General features: G+C 69.8%; 22 protein-coding genes. 12 read left to right on the top strand and 10 right to left on the bottom strand.

Annotated elements, in window-relative coordinates:
* Nucleotides 1–56 precede the first annotated feature (56 nt).
* The 4 genes from fadI to BHS09_RS27655 all read left to right on the top strand — a co-directional run bounded on the left by fadI (nucleotide 57) and on the right by BHS09_RS27655 (nucleotide 5,489).
* Entirely contained in the window at nucleotides 57–1,358 is a 1,302-nt protein-coding gene (fadI, locus tag BHS09_RS27670; RefSeq protein ID WP_140799543.1) for an acetyl-CoA C-acyltransferase FadI, read from the top strand.
* Entirely contained in the window at nucleotides 1,358–3,598 is a 2,241-nt protein-coding gene (fadJ, locus tag BHS09_RS27665; RefSeq protein WP_140799542.1) for a fatty acid oxidation complex subunit alpha FadJ, read from the top strand. Before fadI ends, fadJ begins: the two co-directional genes overlap by 1 nt.
* A gap of 92 nt (nucleotides 3,599–3,690) precedes the next feature.
* Nucleotides 3,691–4,824 (top strand): mannosyltransferase family protein, encoded by a 1,134-nt coding sequence (locus BHS09_RS27660; protein WP_140794473.1) that lies wholly within the window; start codon nucleotides 3,691–3,693, stop codon nucleotides 4,822–4,824.
* Nucleotides 4,821–5,489 (top strand): class I SAM-dependent methyltransferase, encoded by a 669-nt coding sequence (locus BHS09_RS27655; protein WP_140794472.1) that lies wholly within the window; start codon nucleotides 4,821–4,823, stop codon nucleotides 5,487–5,489. Before BHS09_RS27660 ends, BHS09_RS27655 begins: the two co-directional genes overlap by 4 nt.
* Here BHS09_RS27655 and BHS09_RS27650 read toward each other — a convergent pair.
* Nucleotides 5,462–6,310, bottom strand: coding sequence for a ChbG/HpnK family deacetylase (locus BHS09_RS27650; RefSeq protein ID WP_140799541.1), 849 nt, complete (start codon nucleotides 6,308–6,310; stop codon nucleotides 5,462–5,464). The two genes, BHS09_RS27655 and BHS09_RS27650, sit on opposite strands and share 28 nt — an antisense overlap.
* 7 nt (nucleotides 6,311–6,317) lie before the next feature.
* Nucleotides 6,318–7,109, bottom strand: coding sequence for a glycosyltransferase family 2 protein (locus BHS09_RS27645; RefSeq protein ID WP_140794470.1), 792 nt, complete (start codon nucleotides 7,107–7,109; stop codon nucleotides 6,318–6,320).
* Between the two features lie 131 nt (nucleotides 7,110–7,240).
* On the opposite strand from BHS09_RS27645, the gene BHS09_RS27640 reads away from it, so the two are divergent.
* From BHS09_RS27640 to BHS09_RS27620, 5 genes are all read left to right on the top strand, one after another.
* Nucleotides 7,241–8,176, top strand: coding sequence for a GGDEF domain-containing response regulator (locus BHS09_RS27640; RefSeq protein WP_237079861.1), 936 nt, complete (start codon nucleotides 7,241–7,243; stop codon nucleotides 8,174–8,176).
* A gap of 169 nt (nucleotides 8,177–8,345) precedes the next feature.
* Nucleotides 8,346–9,929: an ATP-binding protein gene (locus tag BHS09_RS27635; protein WP_140794468.1), complete on the top strand. Its 1,584-nt coding sequence runs from the start codon at nucleotides 8,346–8,348 to the stop codon at nucleotides 9,927–9,929.
* Nucleotides 9,926–11,383, top strand: coding sequence for a sigma-54-dependent transcriptional regulator (locus tag BHS09_RS27630; protein ID WP_140794467.1), 1,458 nt, complete (start codon nucleotides 9,926–9,928; stop codon nucleotides 11,381–11,383). Before BHS09_RS27635 ends, BHS09_RS27630 begins: the two co-directional genes overlap by 4 nt.
* 75 nt (nucleotides 11,384–11,458) lie before the next feature.
* Nucleotides 11,459–12,304 carry an NAD(+)/NADH kinase gene (locus tag BHS09_RS27625; RefSeq protein WP_140794466.1) on the top strand — a complete coding sequence of 282 codons (846 nt, stop codon included), beginning with the start codon at nucleotides 11,459–11,461 and terminating at the stop codon, nucleotides 12,302–12,304.
* Between the two features lie 15 nt (nucleotides 12,305–12,319).
* Nucleotides 12,320–13,096 carry a YdcF family protein gene (locus tag BHS09_RS27620; protein WP_140799539.1) on the top strand — a complete coding sequence of 259 codons (777 nt, stop codon included), beginning with the start codon at nucleotides 12,320–12,322 and terminating at the stop codon, nucleotides 13,094–13,096.
* A gap of 15 nt (nucleotides 13,097–13,111) precedes the next feature.
* On the opposite strand, the gene BHS09_RS27615 is transcribed toward BHS09_RS27620, so the two are convergent.
* Nucleotides 13,112–14,722, bottom strand: coding sequence for a bifunctional metallophosphatase/5'-nucleotidase (locus BHS09_RS27615; protein WP_140799538.1), 1,611 nt, complete (start codon nucleotides 14,720–14,722; stop codon nucleotides 13,112–13,114).
* A gap of 246 nt (nucleotides 14,723–14,968) precedes the next feature.
* Here BHS09_RS27615 and BHS09_RS27610 point away from each other — a divergent pair, with 246 nt between their 5' ends.
* Nucleotides 14,969–16,879 (top strand): alpha-amylase family glycosyl hydrolase, encoded by a 1,911-nt coding sequence (locus BHS09_RS27610; RefSeq protein WP_140794463.1) that lies wholly within the window; start codon nucleotides 14,969–14,971, stop codon nucleotides 16,877–16,879.
* A gap of 54 nt (nucleotides 16,880–16,933) precedes the next feature.
* Here BHS09_RS27610 and BHS09_RS27605 read toward each other — a convergent pair whose 3' ends face one another.
* Genes BHS09_RS27605 through BHS09_RS27590 form a run of 4 tightly spaced genes read right to left on the bottom strand, consistent with a single transcriptional unit; the run spans nucleotide 16,934 to nucleotide 19,990 of the window.
* Nucleotides 16,934–17,680 carry an MBL fold metallo-hydrolase gene (locus BHS09_RS27605; protein WP_140794462.1) on the bottom strand — a complete coding sequence of 249 codons (747 nt, stop codon included), beginning with the start codon at nucleotides 17,678–17,680 and terminating at the stop codon, nucleotides 16,934–16,936.
* On the bottom strand, nucleotides 17,677–18,174 hold the full coding sequence (coaD, locus tag BHS09_RS27600) for a pantetheine-phosphate adenylyltransferase (RefSeq protein ID WP_140794461.1): 498 nt from the start codon (nucleotides 18,172–18,174) through the stop codon (nucleotides 17,677–17,679). The genes BHS09_RS27605 and coaD overlap by 4 nt, the downstream gene beginning before the upstream one ends.
* Nucleotides 18,174–19,385 carry an MFS transporter gene (locus BHS09_RS27595; RefSeq protein ID WP_140799537.1) on the bottom strand — a complete coding sequence of 404 codons (1,212 nt, stop codon included), beginning with the start codon at nucleotides 19,383–19,385 and terminating at the stop codon, nucleotides 18,174–18,176. The genes coaD and BHS09_RS27595 overlap by 1 nt, the downstream gene beginning before the upstream one ends.
* Entirely contained in the window at nucleotides 19,382–19,990 is a 609-nt protein-coding gene (locus BHS09_RS27590; protein ID WP_140799536.1) for a TetR family transcriptional regulator, read from the bottom strand. The genes BHS09_RS27595 and BHS09_RS27590 overlap by 4 nt, the downstream gene beginning before the upstream one ends.
* A gap of 126 nt (nucleotides 19,991–20,116) precedes the next feature.
* Here BHS09_RS27590 and BHS09_RS27585 point away from each other — a divergent pair, with 126 nt between their 5' ends.
* Both BHS09_RS27585 and BHS09_RS27580 read left to right on the top strand, forming a co-directional pair.
* Nucleotides 20,117–20,551: a hypothetical protein gene (locus tag BHS09_RS27585; protein ID WP_140799535.1), complete on the top strand. Its 435-nt coding sequence runs from the start codon at nucleotides 20,117–20,119 to the stop codon at nucleotides 20,549–20,551.
* A 9-nt stretch (nucleotides 20,552–20,560) separates the two neighbouring features.
* Nucleotides 20,561–21,247, top strand: coding sequence for a hypothetical protein (locus BHS09_RS27580; protein ID WP_237079860.1), 687 nt, complete (start codon nucleotides 20,561–20,563; stop codon nucleotides 21,245–21,247).
* Between the two features lie 13 nt (nucleotides 21,248–21,260).
* Here BHS09_RS27580 and BHS09_RS27575 read toward each other — a convergent pair whose 3' ends face one another.
* From BHS09_RS27575 to BHS09_RS27565, 3 genes are all read right to left on the bottom strand, one after another.
* On the bottom strand, nucleotides 21,261–22,091 hold the full coding sequence (locus BHS09_RS27575) for an alpha/beta fold hydrolase (protein WP_140799534.1): 831 nt from the start codon (nucleotides 22,089–22,091) through the stop codon (nucleotides 21,261–21,263).
* 182 nt (nucleotides 22,092–22,273) lie between these two features.
* Nucleotides 22,274–22,489 carry a hypothetical protein gene (locus BHS09_RS27570; RefSeq protein ID WP_140799533.1) on the bottom strand — a complete coding sequence of 72 codons (216 nt, stop codon included), beginning with the start codon at nucleotides 22,487–22,489 and terminating at the stop codon, nucleotides 22,274–22,276.
* A gap of 7 nt (nucleotides 22,490–22,496) precedes the next feature.
* Nucleotides 22,497–23,051 carry an adenine phosphoribosyltransferase gene (locus BHS09_RS27565; RefSeq protein ID WP_140799532.1) on the bottom strand — a complete coding sequence of 185 codons (555 nt, stop codon included), beginning with the start codon at nucleotides 23,049–23,051 and terminating at the stop codon, nucleotides 22,497–22,499.
* Nucleotides 23,052–23,304 lie beyond the last annotated feature (253 nt).

The following is a 23,304-nucleotide window of genomic DNA, read 5'->3' as shown; positions in this document are numbered from 1 at the left end:
GCGCATCGCCGCTCGTTAGATGCCCACCTCCCGACTTCACTGGAGGTGAGGCACACATGGCAAGCGAGAAGCGCAACGGCCCCCGAAGGGTGGCCATCGTCCGCGGCCTGCGGACCCCGTTCGTCAAGGCGGGCTCCGTCTTCTCGGGGCTGACGGCGCTGGATTTGGGCCGCCTGGTGGTCCAGGAACTGGTTCAGAAGACGGACCTGGACCCGAACGTCATCGACCAGGTGGTGTTCGGCCAGGTCGTCCCCACGTTGACGGCCCCGTCCATTGCCCGCGAGGTCGTCATCGCGGCGGGGCTGCCGAAGAGGGTTGATGCCTTCACGGTGTCGCGCGCGTGCGCCACGTCCATCCAGGCGATGACGACGGCGGCCAACGCGATTGCCACGGGGGAGGCGGACGTCATCATCGCCGGTGGCACCGAATCCATGTCGGACGCTCCCATCTTCACCAGCCGGCCGCTGGCCCACGCGCTGGTGGCGGCGTCCAAGGGGCGCTCGCTGCCGGACAAGCTCAAGCCCTTCCAGCGCCTCAAGGCCAAGGATTTGCTGCCGGTGCCCCCGGCCATCGCCGAGTACTCCACCGGCATGACGATGGGGGAGAGCGCGGAGAAGATGGCCAAGGAGAACGGCATCTCCCGCGAGGAGCAGGACCGCATCGCCTTCAACTCGCACCGCAACGCGGCCAAGGCGTGGAAGGACGGCCTGTTCGACAACGAGGTCATGCACGTCGTCGTGCCGCCGAAGTTCGACAAGACGGCGGAGCGCGACAACATCGTCCGTGAGGACTCCAGCATGGAGGCGCTGGGGCAGCTCAAGCCGGCGTTCGACCGCAAGTACGGCACGATTACGGCGGGCAACGCGTCGCCGCTGACGGACGGCGCCGCGGCGCTGCTGCTGATGAGCGAGGAGAAGGCGCGCGCGCTGGGCTACGAGCCGCTGGGCTTCCTGCGCAGCCATGCCTACGCGGCCACGGACCCGGGCGACCAGTTGCTCCAGGGCCCGGCCTACGCGGTGCCCACGGCGCTCAAGCGTGCGGGCATGACGCTGGCGGACATCGACCTGGTGGAGATGCACGAGGCCTTCGCCGCGCAGGTGGCCAGCAACATCCAGGCGCTGGCGTCCCAGGCCTTCGCGAAGAAGGCGGGCTGGAGCGCGCCGGTGGGCGAAATCGACCGGGAGCGGCTGAACGTGACGGGTGGCTCCATCGCCATTGGTCATCCCTTCGGGGCCACGGGGGCGCGCATCGTCACCCAGGCCCTCAATGAGCTGAAGCGTCGGAACAAGAACACGGCGATGTGCACCGTCTGCGCGGCGGGCGGCCTGGGCGCAGTCGTCATCCTGGAGCGTGCGTGATGGCCACCAAGGCGGAAGAGCTCGAGGTGAAGCAGGGCTTCTCGTACCAGGTGGAGGACGGCGTCGCCGTCATCACCTTCGACCTGCCGGACTCGCCGGTGAACACGCTGTCGCCGGAGACGGGCGAGGCCTTCCTGCGCGTCATGATGCGCGCGGAGCGCGAGCCCGAGGTGAAGGCCGTCGTCTTCACGTCCGGCAAGAGGGACTCGTTCGTCGCCGGGGCGAAAATCGACTTCCTGCAGACCATCAAGACGGCGGAGGAGGCCACCGCCATCAGCCGCAACGGGCAGGAGGGCTTCGACAAGCTGGCCGCCTTCCCCAAGCCCGTCGTCGCGGCCATCCACGGCGCATGTCTGGGCGGCGGCCTGGAGTGGGCGTTGGCGTGTGACTACCGCATCGCCACCGACAGCCCGAAGACGTCGCTGGGGCTGCCGGAGGTGCAGCTGGGCCTGATTCCGGGCGCGGGCGGCACCCAGCGGCTGCCGGCGCTCATTGGCGTGCAGGCGGCGCTGGACCTCATCCTCACCGGCAAGAGCCTCAAGCCCGCGAAGGCGAAGAAGCTGGGCGTAGTGGATGAAGTGGTGCCGGCGCCCATCCTCCGCGCCATCGCCGTGCGGCGCGCGAAGGAGCTGGCCGCGGGCACGCTGAAGGTGGACCGCCGTCACGGCCAGGGCTTCAAGGGCGTGGCCGCGAACGGCAAGGCGAAGGGGCTGGCGGGCTTCATCCAGGGCCTGGCCAACAAGGAGCTGTGGGCGGAGGTGGCGCTGGAGGACAACCCGCTGGGCCGCAAGGTCCTCTTCGACCAGGCGCGCAAGCAGCTCCTGAAGAAGACGCGCGGCAAGTTCCCCGCGCCAGAGAAGGCGCTCCAGGTCGTGCGCGTGGGCCTGGAGTCCGGGCACAAGGCGGGCCAGGAAGCGGAAGCGAAGGCCTTTGGCGAGCTGGTGGTGTCGGACGTCTCCAAGCGGCTGGTGGAAATCTTCTTCGCCACCACGGCGCTGAAGAAGGAGAACGGCACCTCCAACCCCGACGCGAAGCCGCGCGAGGTGAAGAAGGTGGCGGTGCTGGGCGGCGGGCTGATGGGCGGCGGCATCGCCTATGTCACCAGCGTGCTCCAGGGCGTGCCCGTGCGCGTGAAGGACAAGGACGACGCGGGCGTGGGCCGGGCCATGAAGCAGGTGCAGTCCATCCTGGACGAGCGCGTGAAGCGGCGCTCGCTCACGCGCCGCGAGGCCACGGCGAAGTCGGCCCTGGTGACGGCGGGCACGGACTACAGCGGCTTCAAGTCCGCGGACCTGGTCATCGAGGCGGTGTTCGAGGACCTCAAGCTCAAGCACCGCATCATCGCGGAGGTGGAGGCCGTCACCGGCGACCAGACCATCTTCGCGTCCAACACCTCCAGCATCCCGATTACGGAGCTGGCCAAGGGCAGCCGCCGGCCGGCGCAAGTCATTGGCATGCATTACTTCAGCCCGGTCCACAAGATGCCGCTGCTGGAGGTCATCACCCACGCGGGCACCGCGGACTGGGTGACGGCCACCTGCGTGGAGGTGGGGCGCAAGCAGGGCAAGACGGTCATTGTCGTCAACGACGGGCCGGGCTTCTACACCTCGCGCATCCTCGCCCCGTACATGAACGAGGCGGCGTACCTGCTGGCGGAAGGCGCGGACATCGCGGAGCTGGACAGGGCGCTGGTCGAGTTCGGCTTCCCCGTGGGCCCGATTACCCTCCTGGACGAGGTGGGCATCGACGTGGCGCAGAAGGTGGGCCCCCTCATGGAGGCCGCCTTCGGCAAGCGCATGGCGGCGCCCAAGGCCCTGGAGAAGGTGGTGGCCGACGGCCGCCTGGGCCGCAAGACGCAGAAGGGCTTCTACCTGTACGAGGACGGGAAGAAGACGGAGGTGGACAGCTCCATCTACGCCCTGCTGCCGCACGGCACGGAGCGCCGCTCCTTCGACCGCGCGGAGATGGCGGAGCGCGTGGTGCTGCAGATGGTCAACGAGGCCATCCGCTGCCTGGGCGAGGGCATCCTCCGCAGCGCGCGTGACGGCGACGTGGGCGCCATCTTCGGCCTGGGCTTCCCGCCCTTCCTCGGTGGCCCCTTTCACTACGTGGACAGCCGCGGCCCCGCCGAGGTGCTGCGCAAGCTGGAGCACTACCACGACAAGCTCGGGGAGCGTTTCGCCCCCGCGCCGCACCTGGTGGAGATGGTGAAGGCGGGCAAGACGTTCTACCCGCGCTGAGCCGTTCCGGTGGTGGCCTCCCGGGAGACTCGCGTATCAGGGACTCCCGGGCTTGACCGGAGGCCGTCTCTGGCCCGAGCCTCCCGGGCCACATGGCACGCTCCGCGTCCCGCACCTTCGTCCTCGTCGTCCTGTCGGCCGTCGTGGCCTGTGGCGCCGCCGCCACCGCCGGGGCCTGGCGCTTCTTCCACAAGGACCCCAACAACCCCGTCGTCCGGCTCGACGAGTACTTCACCATGGGCTGGGTGGCCTGGGATTCCAGCTGGTACATGCGGATTGCCCAGGAGGGCTACCAGTTCGTCCCGGGCCAGCAGAGCTCGGTGGCGTTCTTCCCGGTGTACCCGCTGCTCATCCGCGCGGTGGAGTCGCTGGGCCCCAATGTGTACCAGTCCGGCGTGCTCATCACGCTGCTGTGCGGCCCGCTGGCGTTGATGCTCTTCACCGTCTGGGCGCGCAAGCTGACGGACGAGGACACGGCGCTGAAGGCCGGGCTGCTGATGGCCTGCTACCCCTTCACGCTCTACTTCTACGGCGCCATGTATTCGGACGCGCTGTTCGTCCTCCTGGTGGTGGCGGCCTTCCTGCTGCTGGAGCGCGGGCACCTGGGGCCCGCCGTCCTCGTGGCGGCGGTGGCCACCGCGGCCCGGCCGGTGGCGCCCGCGGTGGTGCTGGGCCTGCTGGTGCGCCGCCTGGAGTGGAAGCACGCCCGAGGCGAGAAGTGGAGCGCGGTGGACTTCCTGCCGGTGCTGTCGGGCCTGGGCTTCGGCGCATACATGCTCTTCCTGTGGCACCAGTTCGGTGACCCGGTGGCCTTCGTGAAGGTGCAGGGCTCGCCCGGCTGGGAGCAGATTCCGGGCTGGCACACGTGGCTGAAGGTGAGCTGGTTCGAGCGCGTCGTGCTGGCGCCGCAGGACAAGCGCGAGGCCTTCCGGCTGGCCGCGCACGCCTTCTTCACGCTGCTGGCGCTGGCGCTGGTGTGGCCCACGCGCAAGCTGCTGGGGTGGGGCTACGCCGTCTACGTGCTGGCCATCGTCGGGTTGCCCGCGTGGTCCACCAAGGACTTCATGGGCATGGGGCGCTACCTGCTGTCCGCCTTCCCCGTCTTCCTCACCGCGGCGATGTTGCTGCGCGAGCGGCCCTTGCTGCTGCGCGGGGCGCTGGCGGTGGGCGCCGCGTCGCTGCTCGTCCTCTCGTGGGCCTTTGGCGCGGACTACTACGTCTCATGAGCGACCTCCTCGAACAGGCCCTCCTTCGCTACGACGGGCTGCCCGTCGCCGAGCGCTTCCACGTCCACGCGCGGGCCTTCTCCGCGCCGCTGCTGGCCATGGCCGCGCGCACGCCCGCGGGCGCCGTGGCGGACATCGGCTGCGGGCATGGGCTGCTGTCCGCGCTGCTGGCCCTGGCGGACCCGAGCCGCGCCGTGCACGGCGTGGACCCGGACTCGCGAAAGGTGGCCTGGGCACGGCGGGCGCTCGCGGGCCAGCCCAACGTGCGCATCGAGGAAGGCACCGTTGAGGAGACACTGGCCCGAGGCGCTTCCGGGCGCTTCGACGCGGCGGTGGTGTGCGACGTGCTGTACCTGCTGCCGGAGGCGAAGTGGCCCGGCTTCCTCTCCACGGTGCGTGGCCTGCTTCAGCCCGGCGGGCGGCTGCTGCTCAAGGAGGTGGAAGGAGACGGCTCCTGGAAGCACCGCAAGGCGCTGGCGCAGGAATGGGTGATGGTGTCGCTGCTGGGCCGCACGAAGGCCAGCGGCGGCATGGCGCTGAAGCCGCGAGCCGAGATGACGCGCTACCTGAAGGACGCGGGTTTCGCGGTGCAGGAGGTGGTGGACCTGGGCCAGGGCTACACCACGCCGCACGTCCTCTACGTGGCGGAGAACAGCGTTCCGTAGCTGTGAAGCTCGATGCCGCGCTCGTGCAGCCGCGCCTTCACGCGCGGGCTGGTGAGGGCGGCCAGCTCCGCCTGCCAGCCGTAGCGCCACGCCGGGTCCTCGGGGACGTGCGGCGTGCCTTCACCCGGGTGACAGCCCAGCTCGAAGTCGCCCGTGGGCAGCGCGTCCACCACCGCGAGCAGGGCGGTCTCGTCCAGCATCCCCGCTTCGAAGACGCCGCCCGCGCTCACCCGGCGCACGCCCTTGGGGGCCGCAGGCGCGGCGCGCGCGAGCACGGCCAGCACCGTGGCCTTCAGCGCGGGGCCCGGCGCCTTCAGCCAGCGAGGGCGGGGGAGGGTGTCCGGCCAGCGCAGGGGCAGCCCTTCGCGCGCGGCCAGGGACTCCACCAGGGGACGTACACCGGGCAGCAGGTGCAGGTGCTGGTGCCCGTCCAGGTGGTCCACCGTCACGCCCAGGGCGCGGGCTCGCTGAAGCTGCGCGGAGAGCTCGCGCGCCAGCTCGTCCCGGCGCACCTGTCCGGTGAGCCAGGCGCGGGCGAAGTCGGCCCAGCTGCCTCGCAGCCGGCCCTCCGGTGCCACCGTGGGCACCTCGTGCGCGGGCGCCGCGGGAGGCAGCCGCGTGGAGAGCGCCAGGTGGAGGCCCACCGCGAGCCGTGCCTCCTTCGCGCGGGCGGCGGCCTCGGGCGCGGTGGGGCCCGTGGCCAGCAGCGTGGCGCTGGTGACGATGCCATCGCGGTGCGCGCGGAGGATGCCCGCGTCCAGCGAGGCATGGAGCCCCAGGTCGTCCGCGTTCACCACCAGGCGCGTGAGGGGGCGCGTCATGCGGGGCTCAGCCTCGCGCCGTGCGGCCCGGCGGCACGGCGTGGAGCTGCTGCACGGAAGGCGGCAGGCGCACCGGGTGCACCGGAGGCTGCGGCGCGCGCATCTTGGGATAGAGCTTCACCAGCTCCCGCACCATCTTCGTGATGACGGAGGGCGAGGCCAGCGTGGACACGCCGCGTGTCCGCGGGAAGTAGTCCACGCCCATCTGGAACACACGGAAGCCCTGGCGGATGGCCTTCACCACGAGCTCCGCGTCGATGAACGAGCCCTGGCTGTGCAGCTCCATGGCCTCCAGCACGCGGCGGTGCATCACCTTGAAGCTGAAGTTGACGTCCTTTATCTGGATGTCGAACAGCGACCGGATGAGCATGTTGTAGACGAACGAGTAGACGATGCGCTTGGGGCCCTCGCTCGTGCGGTCGAACCGGAAGGCGCAAATCATGTCCGCCTCCAGGTACGACATCAGGTGCAGCGCCCGCTCCAGCTCGCGCATGTCCCAGGGCAGGTCCACATCGGAGTACACGACGATGTCCTTCGTCGAGGCCGCCAGCCCGGTGCGCATGGCGCCACCCAGCTTCAGATTCACGGGGTGATGGATGACCCGCAGCTGGGGAACCTTCAGGGCCAGCGCCTCACAGACCTCACGGGTGCGGTCCGTGGACGCGTCGTTGACGACGATGATTTCGAAGTCGTCCGTCAGTGCCGGGAGGACCTCCAGCGCCCGACTGACGGCACGCTCGACGTAGTCCTCTTCGTTCCATGCGGGGAAGAACAGGCTGATGCTTGGGTATTGGGCCACGAGCGACCTCGGCGGGCGGACCTGCGAAGTTGGCGGCTCGCTAGCAGAGAATCCGGTTTTTATCCAATGGTAGGGGTCGCACGCCGTCGCACGCCTATGCTACCGTGAAATCACCATTTTGCGGGGACACTGTGAACTCCAGGCCCTTCACCCTGCTGGTAGTGGACGACTCGCAGTCGACGTTGCCTCGGTTGGCCCGTGCGCTGGGCCCGGAGGATTTCGCCCTCCGAATCACCGCCCACGGCCCGGAGGTGCCGAGGTTGGCGCGGGAGGTATCGCTGGTGGTGCTCTGTCCGGGCGAGGACGCCCAGGCCAGCGTGGGGTTGCTCGAGCGCCTGATACCCGCGGAAGGCCCGGTGGGTCCCCCCGTGGTGCTCCTGGCCCCACTCGAACCCAGGGCCCTCTGGCTGGAGGCCTTGCGCCGCGGCGCTGAGGTCATCTTGGACCCATGGGCGCCGGATGAACTGGTAGCCCGGGTGCATCGCGCCCTGGCCGCGAAGGCTCGGATGGAGGCGCTCGCCACCCAGGTGAGCGAGCTTCAGCGGCTGTCGTCGACGGACGGCCTCACGGGCGTCCACAACCACCGGCATTTCCAGGAGCGGCTGAGGGAGGAGTTCCGCCGCGCCCAGCGTTACGACGACGCCCTGTCGCTCATCCTGCTGGACTTGGATTACTTCAAGGAAATCAACGACAAGTACGGCCACTCCGCGGGCGACGGCGTGCTGCGCGAGGTGGCCGCCGCGCTCACCCGGGGCGTGCGCGAGACGGACCTGGTGGCCCGCTACGGCGGGGAGGAGTTCGCGGTGCTGCTGCCCCGCACCCACCTCACCGGGGCGCTCACCGTCGCCGAGCGCGTCCGCCGCGAGCTGCGCGCCCTGCGGCTGGAGGTGGAGGACAGCCTGCAAGTCACCGCCTCATTGGGGGTTTCCAGCTTCCCCCACCGCACCGTCCTCACCCCGGAGCAGCTGCTCCTGACGGCCGACGAGGCCCTCTACCAGGCCAAACGGGACGGCAGGGATCGCATCTGCCTACATCCCCAGCTCCCGGTCGGTCCGCTCGGAACCTAGCCCGGGTCAAAGACCCGGGGTCTGTATTGACCCATTTGGTGGGGATGGGTCTAATTAGACCCGGCGTTTTTTCACGCCACGGAAATGTCAAGGCCCGTGATTCCAGACTGTTGGGCAGGGAGTTTCTGCTGGCAGGGCCATTGCACTTGTCTAGGGGCGGAAACAATTCATGGGTTCTCAAGCCGCATATGTCCACGGTCAGCAGGCCGAATCGCCACGCGGGCGGCTGCTCCTGGTGGATGACGAGGAGAACATCCTCAAGTCCATCCGCCGGGTGCTGCGCCGCGGCGATTGGGACATCGAGACGGCGACGGACGCCGAGCAGGGCCTGCGGGCGGTGGAGGCATTCCACCCCGAGGTGGTCATCTCCGATTTCCGCATGCCGGGGATGAATGGCGTCGATTTCCTTACCCGGGTGAAGCAGCAGGAGCCGCGGGCCCAGCGCATCATGCTGACGGGGCAGGCGGACCAGCAGGCCATCGAAGAGGCCATCAACCGGTCGGAAATCTTCCGCTTCATCTCCAAGCCCTGGAACGACAGTCACCTGGTGCTGACGGTGAAGAGCGCCTTCGAGCAGTACGCGCTCCAGGCGGAGAACGAGCGGCTCTACACGGTGACGCAGGCGCAGAACGCGGAGCTGAAGCTGCTCAACGCGGACCTGGAGGAGCGCGTTGCCCAGCGCACGCGCATGCTGAGCCAGGCCAAGCGCGAGTGGGAGCTGTCCTTCGACTGCATGGAGACGCCGCTGTGCGTGGTGCGCGCGCGGGACTTCGCGGTGCGGCGGGCGAACCTCGCGTACGCGGACGTGGCGGGGCGCTCCATCGAGGAGATTCCCTCCGACACCACGTGCTACCGCTACCTCTTCGGCCGCAACGAGCCGTGCACGGGCTGTCCGCTGCCGGCGGCGGTGGAGAGCGGCAAGGGCGCGCGGGGTGAGGTCCGCCAGGGCGGGCGCACCTTCGTGGTGGCCGCCTACCCCATGGCGGGGGACGAGCGCGTCGTCTGCACCTACCGGGACGTCACCGAGGAGCAGTCGATGACGCGGCGGCTCATCGAGACAGAGAAGATGGCCGCGGTGGGGCAGCTCGCCGGCGGGGTGGCGCACGAAATCAACAACCCGCTGGGCGGCATCCTCGCCTTCGCGCAGTTGATGTCGCGCGACGCGGGCCGCAGCGACGCGGATTTGGAGTCGCTGGGCCTCATCGAGGAGAGCGCGCTGCGCTGCAAGCGCATCGTGGAGAGCCTGCTCAAGTTCAGCCGCCACAGCCGCGTGGAGGACCGGCGGCCCTTCGACTTGTCCAAGTGCGTGGAGGACGCGGCGGTGCTGTTCCGCGCGCAGCTCAAGTCCATGCCCACGGTGGAGCTGTCGCTGGGGCTCGCGGACGGCCTGCCCAAGGTGTACGGCGACCCCGGCCAGCTCGCGCAGGTGGTGCTCAACCTGCTGCAGAACGGTCTCCAGTCGCTGCCCACGCGTGAGGGCAAGCTGAAGCTGGTGACGGGTCGCGAAGGCGACCGCTGCTTCTTCGCGGTGACGGACACCGGCACGGGTATCGAGGAGAAGCACCTGCCTCGCATCTTCGAGCCGTCGTTCACCACCAAGGCCCCGGGTGAAGGCACCGGCCTGGGGCTCTCCATTGCCTACCGCATCGTCCAGGACCACGGGGGCAGCTTCCACGTGGACACCCAGGTCGGCGAAGGCTCCTGCTTCACCGTTTTTCTGCCCATCCCCCTGCAGCTCGAGAGGTTGCCGTGAACCAAGTCAAGCGCGCCAAAGTCCTCGTCGTGGATGACGACTCCGTCGTCCTCAAGGCCGTGACGCAGATTCTCCAGCGCGAGGGCCACCCGGTGGTGGCCATTGACGACGCGGTGGAGGGCCTGGCGGCCGCGAAGGATCCGACCATCGACGTGGTCGTCCTCGACATCAAGATGCCCAACCTGTCCGGCATGGACCTGCTGCGCGGCATCAAGGCCGACCGCCCGGACGTGGAGGTCATCATGATGACGGCCTTCGCCACCGTGGAGACGGCGGTAGAGGCGGTGAAGGCGGGCGCGTACGACTACCTCACCAAGCCCTTCGAGAACATCGACGAGGTCAGCCTCACGGTGGCCAAGGCGGCCGAGCGCAAGGCGCTCAAGGACCGCACCCGCGCGCTGGAGGAGGCCCTCACGGTCCGCAGCCAGTTCGAGGACCTCATCGGCCAGTCCACGCAGATGCGCTCCGTTTTCAAGCTGGTGGAGACGGTGAGCCACTCCACCGCCACGGTGCTCATCCAGGGGGAGAGCGGCACCGGCAAGGAGCTGGTGGCCCGCGCCATCCACTACCGCAGCGCGCGCAAGGACAAGCCCTTCGTGGCGGTCAACTGTTCGGCGCTGACGGAGACGCTGCTGGAGAGCGAGCTCTTCGGTCACGTGAAGGGCAGCTTCACCGGCGCCACCGGCAACAAGAAGGGCCTCTTCGAGGCGGCCGACGGCGGCACCATCTTCCTGGACGAAATTGGCGACGTGCCCCCGGCCACCCAGGTCCGCCTGCTGCGCGTGCTCCAGGAGGGCGAGGTCAAGCGCGTGGGCGCCAACGAGCCGGTGAAGGTGGACGTGCGCGTCATCGCCGCCACCCACGTGGACCTGTCCCGCGCCAAGGAGCAGGGCAAGTTCCGCGAGGACCTCTTCTACCGCCTCAACGTCATCACCATTGACCTGCCGCCGCTGCGCGACCGGCCGGAGGACGTGCCGCTGCTGGCGCACCACTTCCTCAAGCTCTACGCCTCCAAGGCGGACAAGAAGGTGACGGGCATCTCCCCGCGCGCCATGGAAGCCCTCACCTGCAACCGGTGGACGGGCAACGTGCGTGAGCTGGAGAACGTCATCGAGCGCGCGGTGGTGCTGACGGGCAACGAGGTCATCGACGTGGAGGACCTGCCGCCGGGCTTCCAGTCCGCGCCGCAGCCGGACTCCACGGTGGAGGTGTTCAGCCTGGCACACCTGCCGTACGCCCAGGCCAAGCGCCTGGCGATGCGTGCCTTCGAGCGCCGCTACCTGTCCGCCCTGCTGGAGAAGAACAACCAGAACGTCTCCAGCGCCGCGCGCGCGGCGGGCGTGGACCGCTCCAACTTCCGCCGTCTGCTCAAGCAGTACGAGGTGGCTGGCCGGTCCATGAAGCCCCGCGTGGCCTCCCAGGACGACGGCGAGGCGCTGGAAGCGGCGTCCTGACGTGTGTCAGCCGGCGGGCACCCGGGCATTTCCCATGCGCGCCCGGGGCCCTCCTGGACTAGAAGATGGGGTTGCGTGCAGACCCTTGCAATCGTCGCGAAGAGGGACAAGCCCGAGGCGGTAGCGCTCGCGGCTCAAATCCGTGAGCGGTACCCCCACCTGTCGGTGCTGGCGGACCGCACGCTGGCCCATGAGCTGGGCTGGCCGCGGGTGGATGACCGGGAGCTGGTGACCCGGGCGGACCTGATGGTGGTGCTGGGCGGTGACGGCACGCTCATCTACGCGGCGCGCCTGCTCGGCGGCCGCGGGGTTCCGATTCTGGGCGTCAACCTGGGCAGCCTGGGCTTCATGACGGAAGTCCCGGTGGAAGAGCTGTACCCCATGCTGGAGCAGGTGCTCGCGGGGCGCTTCCAGGTGGACTCCCGGATGAAGCTCACCTGCCGCCTGCTGCGCGGGGGCAAGGTGCTCATCGAGGACGAGGTCCTCAACGACGTGGTCATCAACAAGGGCGCGCTGGCGCGCATCGCCGACCACGAGACGTCCATCGACGGGGTGTCCATCACCACCTACAAGTCGGACGGCGTCATCCTGGCCACGCCCACCGGCTCCACGGCGTACTCGCTGTCGGCGGGGGGGCCCATCGTCCACCCGTCGGTGGACTGCACGGTGCTGTCGCCCATCTGTTCCCATGCGCTGACCCAGCGCTCCATCGTCGTGCCGGCGGACCGGACCATCCGGGTGACGCTGCGCAGTGAGACGGCGGACACGTACCTGACCATCGACGGGCAGACGGGCCACGGGCTCCAGGGTGGGGACTGCATCGAGGTGGTGCGCTCGCCCAACCGGGTGAACCTGGTGCGCAACCCGAAGGTGGCCTACTTCTCCATCCTCCGGCAGAAGCTCCACTGGGGCGAGCGCTGAAGGGCGCCGTGCGCCGTGTTCCTGTTCCTGTCGAAGGTGCTGGACCTGCTGCTGGCGCCGCTCTCCTGGGCGCTGCTGCTGTGGCTGGTGGCCTGGGGGCTGCGGCGGCGACGTGAGCGGCTGTCGCGGGTGCTGAGTGTGCTGGGCGGAGTGGTGCTGTACGCCTTCTCCATCGAGCCGGTGGCCATGGGGCTGATGCGGGCGACGGAGGCGGGGGCGGTGCGGTCCTTCCAGCCGGGGGCCACGTATGACGCCGTCATCGTCCTGGGGGGCGGGTTGGATCCGGCCGCCACGGAGCGCACCGGCGTGCCGGAGTACAACGCGGCGGCGGAGCGGGTGCTGCGGGGCTTCGAGCTGCTGCGCGAAGGCCGGGCTCGGCAGGTGCTCCTCTCCGGCGGTTCGCTGGACCCGAGGCCCGAGGCGGTGGTGGAGGCGGACGTGCTGCTCCGGCAGCTCCAGCAGTGGGGGATTCCGGAGGAGCGCATCGTCACGGAGGGGCGCAGCCGCAATACACGGGAGAACGCGGTGGAGTCCGCGCGCATCATCCAGGAGCGAGGGTGGAAGTCCCTGCTGCTGGTGACGAGCGCCGCGCACATGCCGCGCGCCGCGGGTTGCTTCGCGGCGGTGGGGCTGCGTCCGGACCTGTTGCCGGTGGATTCGCGGGCGTCGAACACGCCGCTGCGGCGCATGAGCTGGCTGCCGAGGTCTGGGGCCCTCAACCTGAGCACCGACGCCCTGCGCGAGCTGGCGGGGCGTGCGGTGTATCGCGTGCGAGGCTGGACGGCGCCTTGAGCGCCGCGCTCCGTCCTACTTCAGCGGCGCGGGCGGCTGACGCGCGTCGGGAGCCAGGGCGCCCGTGCCGAGCCGGGAGATACGGCCATCCGCCTGGGCATGCGGCAACGGCGTGCCGGTGCGGAACGCCTCCGCCAGCACGTCCAGGGGCGAGTTACCCGTCACCCTGGCCGGCGTGGACGGCTGGTTCCGCAGCATGTCGTAGCCGTCCTTGCCGCTGGCGAGGAAGCTCAGCGTCGCCAGCCGGTACGTGGCTGCCTTGTCCAGCGGCCTGCCGCCCACCTTCACGCCCAGCACCCGCTGTCCGGCGGGCCGGTCCGAATCGAAGGTGAACTCCATCCCGGACACCTGCGGAAAGCGGCCCGGCCGTGAGTCCTCGCGGCTGAGGCTGACGCCGTTCTCCAGCGCCGCGCGCAGCGTGTCCCCCTTCACCTCCAGCACCACCAGCTCATCCGCGTACGGCAGGATGGCGTGCAAATCCCGCCGGGTGACACCACCCGCGGGCAGCACCGCGTCCGCGCGCAGCGCCCCGGCGTTGACCAGCGCCACGTCCGCCCTGGCCGCCGCGCGGAACGCATCCGCGACGAACGAGCCCAGGTTCGTCTCCTGGGTGCGCACCAGCGCGGCCCGCGCTTCCAGGGCCACCGGGGTGCGGCCCACGTGCTCGGACAGCCGGTTGAACAGCGCGGCATAGGGCTGCATGGCCGCGTTGAAGGCCGCGTCCTCCGGCACCTGCCGCGTCACCGGCAGCGTCTGCCACGTCACCTGGCGCACCGTGGCCGTCGCCGCGTCCACGTCCAGCGTGAGCCGGCCCAGGTCCACCGCGTCCGCCGCCACCTTGAAGATGGGCGTGCCCGTGCTGCGGTCCTCCAGCGCCTCGTGGTCATGCCCCCCGAGCACCGCGTCCACCTTGACGCAGCGGGTGAGCGCCCGGTCCTGGTCCGCCGTCAGGTGGGTGAGGGCCACCACCACCTGGGCGCCGGCCTCGCGCAGCTTCGCCACCTCGCCCCGGGCCGCCTCGCAGACGTCCCCGAAGCGCGTGTCCTTGCCGGCCTTCGTGGTGCCCTTCGTCTCCTGGAGCACCACGCCGAAGAGGCCCAGCTTGATGCCGCCCAACTCCCGCACCGCGGAGGCCTGGACCCCCGCGAAGAGGCCCCCGGACTTCGCGTCCTGCACGTTGGCCCCGAGCCACGTGAAGCGGGACTCGCGGATGCGCTCACGCAGCACGTCGTCGCCGAAGTCGAACTCGTGGTTGCCCAGCACCGCGTAGTCCAGGCCGAACGCATTCCACGCGGCCACCATGTGCCGGCCCTTGAGCGCCTCGCCGTCCACCTCCACCAACGACTCCACGGACGGAGACAGCGTGTCGCCCCCCATCAGCGTCAGGACGTGGGGGCTCTCGCGAAGCACCTGCTTGCGCAGCGTGGCGGCGCGGGCCATGCCCCCCCTTCCTTCCTCGACGGCCTGGACCTGGTAGACGTCCGCCAGGTGAAGGAGCGTCAGGCGCACCGTGCCGGAAGGCGGTGCTGGCGTGGGGGAGGGGGCGCTCGTGGCACATCCGCTGGCAAGGACCGCGGCCAACGCGAGCAGGGCCTCACGTCGGGCCAGCGCTGTCTTCTTCGTCATCGTGCGTCGCTCTCCCCAGCGCGCTCCCTGGGTGGGGCGCAACGTGTGGGGCGTATCGCACTCAGGCGTCGATGGCGAGCGCCGGGGACATCACACGCCGTGTCGCACAGGGGAGGAGCAGGTGTGCTGGCTGAAACATTTGATGCAGCCCGTCATGGTGGAAAATTACAGATTCCGTGCAGAGCCGTTTGCGCGGGATTTACGCCGGTTGCTAGGACGCTCCCAGACCAAGGGAGGTTGTCATCCATGAGGCACAGCAACAGGTGGAGTGCGCTCCTGCTGGCCGGTGTGATTGCCGGCTGTGGGGAGTCCGCGCTCGAAGAGCAGCAAGGTTCCACGGAAGAGACGGCGGTCATCAGCCAGCAGCTCAGTTCGTCCACGCGGCCTGGCATGGGCGCCACCGTCTATGCGGGTGGCACCACGTTCCGTACCTGGGCGCCGCTGGCGAGCCGGGTGTTCGTCTCCGGCGATTTCAACGGCTGGGGCACCTGGATTGAGCTGGGCAACGAGTTCAACGGCAACTTCTCCGGCGACGTGGCCGGCGCCGTGAAGGGCCAGAAGTACAAGTTCATCACCCGCAACCAGTGGGGCAGCGACGCGTGGCGGGCGGACCCCCGTTCGGCGTGGCAGGAGAACTCCACTGGCTCCAGCATCATCTACGACCACGGCGAGTACTGGTGGAACGCGCAGCAGTTCAGCACGCCGGCCTTCAATGAGATGATCATCTACGAGCTGCACGTCGGCACGTTCAATGACTCGCCCGGCTGGGGCCCCGGCAATTGGAACAGCGCGATCGCCAGGCTCGACCACGTCCGCGACCTGGGCGCGAACATGGTCAAGGTCATGCCCGCGTACGAGTTCGCCGGTGACTTCTCCTGGGGCTACAACGCGGCCTTCCCGTTCGCGCCCGAGAGCGCCTACGGCCACCCCAACGACATGAAGCGCTTCGTGGATGAGGCGCACATGCGCGGCATCGGCGTCATCTTCGACGTGGTGCACAACCACTACGGCCCCAGCGACCTGCCCATGTGGTGCTACAGCGGCGACTGCCTGGGCTCGGGCGGCGAGTACTTCTACAACGACTCGCGCAAGAGCACGCCGTGGGGTGACACGCGTCCGGACTACGGCCGCCCCGAGGTTCGCGCGTACATCCGCGACTCGATGATGAACCTGCTTCACAACTTCCGTGGCGACGGCCTGCGCTGGGACGCCACCAAGTACATGCGCACGCAGAATGGCAGCGACGCCACCGCCATCCCCGACGCGTGGCGCGTGTTCCGCTCCATCAACCGGGAAATCAACTCCACGCAGCCCTGGAAGATCAGCATCGCCGAGGACTTCGGCGGCGGTGACTCCATCACCAACGCCTCCTCGTCCGACACCGCGGGCGGCGCGGACTTCGACTCGCAGTGGGGCGGCGACTTCGTGCACGCCATCCGCGCGGCGGTCATCGCGTCGAACGACAGCGGCCGTGACATGAACTCGGTGAAGAACGCCATCACCCAGCGCTACAGCGGGCGGCACACCGCGCGCGTCATCTACTCGGAGAGCCACGATGAAGTGGCCAACGGCAAGGCGCGCGTCCCGGAGGAGATCTGGCCGGGCAACGCGGGCAGCTGGGCCGCCAAGAAGCGCTCCACGCTGGCGGCGGGCGTCGTCTTCACCTCGCCCGGCATCCCGATGATCTTCCAGGGCCAGGAGTTCCTCGAGGACGGCTACTTCCAGGACACGGACCCGGTGGACTGGGGCAAGAACAGCACCTACGGCGGCATCCGGACGCTGTACCGCGACCTCATCCGCCTGCGCCGAAACTGGTTCAACAACACGCGCGGCCTGCGCGGCGGCAACGTCAACGTCCACCACGTCAACAACAGCGGCAAGGTGATTGCGTACCACCGCTGGGAGAGCGGCGGGCCCGGGGATGACGTCGTCATCGTCGCCAACTTCAGCGGCACGTACTTCCCCAGCTACAACATCGGCTTCCCGCGCGGGGGCATGTGGTACTCGCGCTTCAACAGCGACTGGAACGGGTACTCGGGCGACTTCGGCAACACGGCGTCGATTGACACCGTGGCCTACAGTGGCGCGAAGGACGGCCTGTCGCACAACGCGTCGTTCGCCATCGGTCCCTACTCGCTGGTCATCTTCTCGCAGTAGCGCCTGACGGCACCGGGCGCCCGGGGTGGAATCTCCCGGGCGCTCGCTCGCGCCTCAGACGTTGTAGCGCCGGCCCTGCGCGAGCGGCTCAATGACGCTCGCGCTGGTGTCGAAGTCATCCGGGTAGTGGATGAGCCGCATCCGGGCGCGCAGCTCGGCGGGCAGCGCCGCCAGCTTCTCGTAGGGCGTGTGCACGCCGTAGTTCGTCTCGTGGATGATGAGGTCCGCCGTGGAGAGCCAGTCGATGAGGCCCTCGTCGAAGGCGGTGTCCGCGCTGTACCCCAGGCAGCGGCCCCCCGCGTGGATGCGCAGCGCGGTGGTGGGCACGTGGTGGTACGTCATCCGGCTCTCGATGAGGAAGGGCCCATGCCGCACGGCGGTCTCCGTGGAGAGCGGCGTGTGGTCGAAGTAGTCCTCGAAGTGCTTGTCGTTGGGGGGCTCCCCGCGCCGCTCGATGAGGCACTCCATGCCCGCGGCCAGGTTGCCTTCCCACAGCCGGTCCGCGACAGCGGGGTGGGCCAGCACCTCCAGCTTCCGCTGCAGCACGAAGAAGGAGAAGTAGCCCAGGCTCTCCAGGCCCGACGCGTGGTCCGCGTGCAGGTGGGTGAGGGCCACGGCGCTGACGCGGTCCGCGTCCAGGGGCACGCCGGAGGACTCGGACGCCTCGCGCATCATCTTCCGGATGGGGTGCGGGCAGTCCACCAGCAGGACCTGGTCCTCCGCCTCCACGGCGAAGCAGGACGAATAGCGCAGGGCGGAGAAGGCGTCGCCGATGCCAAGGGTGATGAAGGACAGGCTCAAGGCAGGCTCCGGAGGGAAGGGTCGAGTCGCTCCCGAAGCTTCGCCGCGACGGCCGGTGGACAGAAGGCGGAAACGTCCTCTCCGCGCGCCACGCGCGCCTTGAGTCCGCTGCTGCTCACCTCGGCCAGGTGGGCTTCGGCTGGAAGGAAGAGGGTGGACAGCTCGGGCGCCAGCGCGCGGTTGTTCTGCGCCAGCGTCGTCTCGAACTGGGCATCCGTGGCACCACGCACGCCGCGCAGCAGGACGCTGGCGCCAATGTCCCGCGCGAAGTCGACGATGAGCCCCTGCGTGCGGGCCACGGTGACGTTGGGGTGGTGCGCCACGGCTTCACGGAGGAGGGCCACGCGTTCATCGGCGGACAGCAGGCTCTCCTTGTCCGGGTTGACGGCCACCACCACGACGACGTGGCCGAAGAGGCGCGCCGCCTGCCGGACGACGGACATGTGGCCGGCGGTAACGGGGTCGAAGCTGCCGGCGTAGACGGCGATGGTCATTACGACACCTCGGGAGCGGCCGCGGAGGCCAGGCTCCGGGGCGGGTGGAAGGTGAGGGCGGCGTACAGCGTGCCCGCCGCGCACAGGAACGCGGCCAGTATGAAGTGGCCGGCGTAGCCAAGGGCCTGGGCGCTGAAGCCACTCAGCGCGGCGGCGGCGCCCGTGGCCAGCACCACCAAGGATGCCTGCACGGTGTAGTCCGTGGCGGCGTGGTCCGGCCGGCATGCGTCCATCATCGCGGTGAAGACGGCCGCGGTGGCCATGCCGCTGGCGACGTGCTCGACGCCGCAGACGAGGGTGAGCAGGGGCAGGGACGTAGGGCCTTGGGCCGCCAGGGCGTAGAGCAGCACCGCTCCGGCCTGGATGCCTCCAAAGACGAGCAGCGCACGTCGTCGTCCGAGCCGCACCACCAGGCCGCCGCCCAGCAGCGCGCCCACGAGTCCCGCGGTGAAGCCCACGCCGCCCAACATCCAGCCGATGGCTGTCAGCGACAGGCCTGCGTCGACCAGGAAGGTGCGCAGCATCCCGGTGGCCAGGGCTTCACCCGCCTTGTAGACGACGAGCAGCGTGAGCCACGCGCCGGCCCCCGGCCGCTTCAGCCACCACCGCAGGCCCAGGCTCTGCGCGGGCGGCGGCTCGGTGGGGGGCTCGCGGAAGAGGGCAATGGGCACGGTGGCCAGGAGCAGCAGTGCGCCCAGCGCGAGGAACGTGGGGCGCCAGCCCACCGCGTCGAAGACGGCGAGCATCACGCCGCCGCCCAGAATCATCCCGACGCGGTAGGCCGCCACCTGGACGCCGTTGCCCCAGCCGCGCTCGGCTGGCGCGAGCAGCTCCACCGCCAACCCGTCGGTGGCCACGTCCTGCGTGGCTGCCAGGAGGTTGATGCCCAGCACCGCGGCCATCAGCAGCCGCATGTCCAGGCCTCCCTCGGGGAGCGCGAGCGCGAGCAGGATCCCCGACGACAGGAACTGCAGCGGCAGGATGTAGCCACGCCGCCGGCCCCACCTCGCCGAACCGTGCCGGTCCATGGTCGGGGCCCAGAGGAACTTGAGCGCCCAGGGCAGCGCCAGCAGGTGCGCCAGGCCGATGGAGGGCAACGACAGGCCCTGGTGGCGCAGCAGCACGGGCAGGGCCTGGGTGAAGAAACCGAAGGGCAGCCCCTGCGACAGGTAGAGGCTGGAGAGCAGCCCCAGCTTCGTGGCCGTCTTCATGCGTCCTCCTTCGCGCCGGCCGAGTCCATCAGCCCCGCGGCCATGCGCTTCACCGTGCTGGCGGCGGAGCCCGCGGGGACCAGGCCCGGGACGCTGGCGGCGAGCACGAAGTAGCCCTGCACGGCGGCGAACAGCCCGGCTGCCAGCGCGGGCGCCTTGCGCCGTCCCACCACGGCGGCGACGAGTGACGTCAGGTGCTCCAGGTCGGCGCGCACCACCTGCTCGTAGATGGCCCGAACCTCGGGCTGCCGGATGGCCTCCGCGCTGATGGTGACCCAGCTCGCGACGGCCGCCGGGGCCGCGTCGTCGCCCGTGGCGAGGAAGGCCTCAACGAAGGCATCGACGCGGGCTCGGGCGTCCGGGCCCTTCACCCGTTCCAGCCGCGTCGCCACCCGCTGCCGCGCCTGCGCCGCCAACTGCTCCACCAGCGAGAGGAGAATCTCCTGCTTGCCGCTGAAGTGGTAGTGCACCAGCCCCGGGCTCAACCCCGCCGCCTTCGCGATTTCGCCCACGGAGGCGCGCTCGTAACCGCGCTCCGACATGACCTTCAGCAGGCCCGCGACAATCTGCTGACGGCGCTCCTCGGTGTTGGATGGACGGGGCATGGTGGGATGTTTATTAGTTGTTTGACCAACTTATAAACAGGGCGGGCAAGGGCGTCAATCCCACCTGCCCCTGGGGGCGAGGGCCCGAATGTGGAAGGGCCCCAAGGCGCTGCTAGCGTGGAGCGCATGACACGAACCGCCCGTCGCTGTCGCGCCGTGGTGCTGTCTGGATTCCTGGTGGGACTCTGCCTGGGCGTGCCGGGAGTCACCTGGGCCCTGCCGCCGCCGTGCGGCCCCAATGACCCGCCCGCTTTCTGCGACGCGAAGATGGTCGCCCTGCAGGTGCAAGATGGCCGGGGGACAAACGCCCTCCGCGTCGAGTCCGGAAGCGAGGTCCAGGTGCGCTGGCCCGACTGGAAGGGCGCATTGCGCCTGCAGGCGACTCGCAGTGACTCCGGAACCTATGAGGTCTCCGTGGGGCTGCCGGGAAAGAGCAAGCCCCTGAAGCGAGGGGTCCTCAAGAAGAAGGGAGCGGCGCTCACGCTCGTCCCCGGCAAGGACGTGCCCGCGGGCTATTTCGGCGCGGCGGGGCACCCCGTGAAGTTCATCCTCGATGAATGAGGTGTGGCCATGAAACTGCTTCGCTTCGCGCTGTGGGGGCTCGTCGTGGCCCTGGCATTCTCCGCCGGGGTCTGGTTCAGCAGGGACTCCGTCACTTCGCAGGTGCCGGCAAGGGATGCCGCCGTCCAGGCGCCCACCGTCGTCGCACCCACTCCGTCCGATGCGCGCGCCGCACCGCGGTCGTCGGAGGCTCCGAGGCGGGAGGCTGCCGTGACAACGCCCTCGGCGGCACGTGAAGCCACCGTGCTTCGCAGGCTCCCGGAACCCGCTGCGGCTGTCCCGGCTGCGCCCGCGCAGGACACGGCGCCCGAAGACCGGCCCCTCGCCTTCGCGCCCGAGTTGCCGGAGCCCTTCACGCCGAAGGGCTTCGAGCGTGTGGCCTTCCGTGCCGCCAACGAGTGCGGCATGGGGCTCGACGTGGTGGCGGTGGACTGCTCCGAATTCCCCTGCATTGCTTGGACGCAGGCGAAGGACGACACCGTGAAGAAGTTCTCCATGTCGGGGTGCGGTCCCTGGGAAGAGGCCTTCCAGCACCGGACGATGGTCGTCGCGAGCGCGCAGTCCGAAGAAGGCGGCTCCGGTGCCCGGTACCTGGCGTGGATGCCGTTGCCCGTGGACCCCGAGCTCAACCGCATCGCCATGCGGCGCGCCCGGGAGCGCACCGATGGCATGAAGGAGGCCCTGGGGCTGCGGTAGTCCCCGCGCCGCCTCAGGCTGGAACGGCGCTGGCGTGGATGGGGACCTCTCGCGCGGAGACGAGCGCCTCGATGCCCGCGGCCACCATCGCTGGCACCTCCAGCACCGGGAAGTGGCTGGTGGCGGGGAGCTTCAGCACGTGAAAGCCCGGATGCTCCGCGCCGAAGTCCACCTGCGCCGCCAGGTAGTCGTGTGACTCTGGCCGCGCGTACAGGTGCATCGTGAGCGGCATCGGCTCCAGCGCCGCGAGCGCTCGCAGCGGAGAGCCCTCGCGGGCGTAGGCCGCTTCAATCTCCCGCCCGGCCCGGGCCCACATGGCTTCGTCGAACGCGCCCATGTCGTCGCGCACGAAGCGGCGGATGGCGTCGTCGTCGAGCCCCTCCAGCCAGCCCTGGAGCAAGCCGTCTCGCACCTCGCTCCAGCGCTCCGTCTGGAGCCCGCGCACGGCGCGGAGGAAGGCCGGGGTGGGCTCGGTGGCAATCCAGTCCAGCAGCACCATCCGCGGCACACGCGCGGGGCCCAACGCCCGTCGCAGGTCGAGCCCCCACCAGCCCGCGTGGGACATTGCCACGGGGACGATGTGCCGCGCGCCGCTGGTCTCCACGACCGCGAGCAGGTCCTCCAGCACCGTGGTGCTGTCGAAGTCGGTGCCGCCACCTTCGGACTCGCCGTGCCCCCGGATGTCCACGGACAGGACACGGCGGAAGGCGGAGCAGCGGGGAAGCAGCTTCTGGAAGCTCGCTCGGGTGGTGCACCACCCTGGGATGAAGAGAAGCGCGGGCTCGCCCTGGCCCACGTCGTCGTAGCGGATGCGGGCGCCGCCGCGGGTGTGTACTTCCGGCATGTCGTCCCCTCCGTGGAAGCATTGGTTGGTTCTCGTCGGAGGGTGCGCAGGCCCGGCCCGCATGTCAGCAGGCAACACGGCAGGGGCCGTTCCGGCCGGACGGAGGGCCGCTGGCTCAATCAATTCATGTTTCGCGCAGTATCCTGTTCCTGCTTTCCCGGGATGACCCCGGCAGGAGACGTTCACATGCAACTGAAGTCGTACGTGCCTCCCTGCCGTCCGAAGTGCTCGGCGAGCCTGACATGTGCGGGCTCGCAGGTGTGCTGCCCGGGCCCGAGCCGCTCGGACTGCATGCCGGCGCACCTCGGTTGCTCGCCGCTCATCCCCGTGGGCGTGCCGTAGTCCGCGCGCGGCGTCGCGCTCCGGTGGGAGATGCCGGAGCGCTTCGCGGTCGTCACGCGCCAATCAGAAAGACAGCAGCGTCGTCACGCGCTCGCGCCCGAGGCGGTTGGGGCCTTCGAGGAAGTCCAGGCTGAGGAGGAAGCTGAAGCCCACCAGCTCGCCGCCGAGCCGGGACACCAGCTTCGCGGTGGCCTCCGCCGTGCCTCCCGTGGCCAGCACGTCATCCACGACGAGCACCCGCTCCCCCTGGAGGATGGCGTCCTCGTGCATCTCCACGCCGTCGGAGCCGTACTCCAGGGAATAGCGCTCCACCACCGAGCGGTGCGGCAGCTTCCCTGGCTTGCGCGCGGGTACGAAGCCCGCGTTGAGGGCGAGCGCGATGGGCGCGCCCAGCAGGAAGCCTCGGGCCTCCACGCCCACCACCTTCGTGACGTGCTGTCCCCGGAAGGGCGCCGACATGGCGTTGACGACGCGGCCGAACAGGCGCGGGTCCGCCAGCACGGGGGTGATGTCCTTGAAGACGATGCCGGGCTTGGGGAAGTCCGGCACGTCCCGGAGCCGGGCGTTCAGGTCGGCGACGAGGGTGGTGTCGGTCAGGCTCGGGACGGGCGGGGTCATGGCGTGCGCTCCAGCGGGGGGATGAGAAACGGTGGGGCGGGGAAGGGGAGGACCGGTGGACGGGGGGCTTGGACGGCAGCCTGCCCTGTCGCCATGGCGACGGACCCCTGTCCGCAGGGGGCATTCGCCCAGCGGAATGGCCTCACGGGGAGCGTCCCGCCTCTGGGGGGAGGGGCGGCGCGTCGGCTCGGCGCGCCGGACGCCTTCCAGAAGAGCAGGCGGGTATCGGAGGCGCGAAAGCGGACGGTCCGGG

It is taken from the genome of Myxococcus xanthus (genome assembly GCF_006402735.1).
GTDB classification, from domain to species: Bacteria; Myxococcota; Myxococcia; order Myxococcales; family Myxococcaceae; genus Myxococcus; species Myxococcus xanthus_A.
Note: the sequence above shows the minus strand (reverse complement) of the source record. Positions and strands in the feature narration are given on the sequence as shown.

Bases quoted from the DNA above. Each gene is read 5' to 3' on its own strand.
- BHS09_RS27595 (WP_140799537.1), bottom strand. From the start codon at position 19,385: ATGAAGACGGCCACGAAGCTGGGGCTGCTCTCCAGCCTCTACCTGTCG.
- BHS09_RS27575 (WP_140799534.1), bottom strand. From the start codon at position 22,091: ATGCCGGAAGTACACACCCGCGGCGGCGCCCGCATCCGCTACGACGAC.
- BHS09_RS27655 (WP_140794472.1), top strand. From the start codon at position 4,821: ATGAGCGACCTCCTCGAACAGGCCCTCCTTCGCTACGACGGGCTGCCC.
- BHS09_RS27580 (WP_237079860.1), top strand. From the start codon at position 20,561: ATGAAACTGCTTCGCTTCGCGCTGTGGGGGCTCGTCGTGGCCCTGGCA.
- BHS09_RS27660 (WP_140794473.1), top strand. From the start codon at position 3,691: ATGGCACGCTCCGCGTCCCGCACCTTCGTCCTCGTCGTCCTGTCGGCC.
- BHS09_RS27585 (WP_140799535.1), top strand. From the start codon at position 20,117: ATGACACGAACCGCCCGTCGCTGTCGCGCCGTGGTGCTGTCTGGATTC.
- fadJ (WP_140799542.1), top strand. From the start codon at position 1,358: ATGGCCACCAAGGCGGAAGAGCTCGAGGTGAAGCAGGGCTTCTCGTAC.
- coaD (WP_140794461.1), bottom strand. From the start codon at position 18,174: ATGACCATCGCCGTCTACGCCGGCAGCTTCGACCCCGTTACCGCCGGC.
- BHS09_RS27565 (WP_140799532.1), bottom strand. From the start codon at position 23,051: ATGACCCCGCCCGTCCCGAGCCTGACCGACACCACCCTCGTCGCCGAC.
- BHS09_RS27590 (WP_140799536.1), bottom strand. From the start codon at position 19,990: ATGCCCCGTCCATCCAACACCGAGGAGCGCCGTCAGCAGATTGTCGCG.
- BHS09_RS27610 (WP_140794463.1), top strand. From the start codon at position 14,969: ATGAGGCACAGCAACAGGTGGAGTGCGCTCCTGCTGGCCGGTGTGATT.
- BHS09_RS27615 (WP_140799538.1), bottom strand. From the start codon at position 14,722: ATGACGAAGAAGACAGCGCTGGCCCGACGTGAGGCCCTGCTCGCGTTG.
- BHS09_RS27650 (WP_140799541.1), bottom strand. From the start codon at position 6,310: ATGACGCGCCCCCTCACGCGCCTGGTGGTGAACGCGGACGACCTGGGG.
- fadI (WP_140799543.1), top strand. From the start codon at position 57: ATGGCAAGCGAGAAGCGCAACGGCCCCCGAAGGGTGGCCATCGTCCGC.
- BHS09_RS27635 (WP_140794468.1), top strand. From the start codon at position 8,346: ATGGGTTCTCAAGCCGCATATGTCCACGGTCAGCAGGCCGAATCGCCA.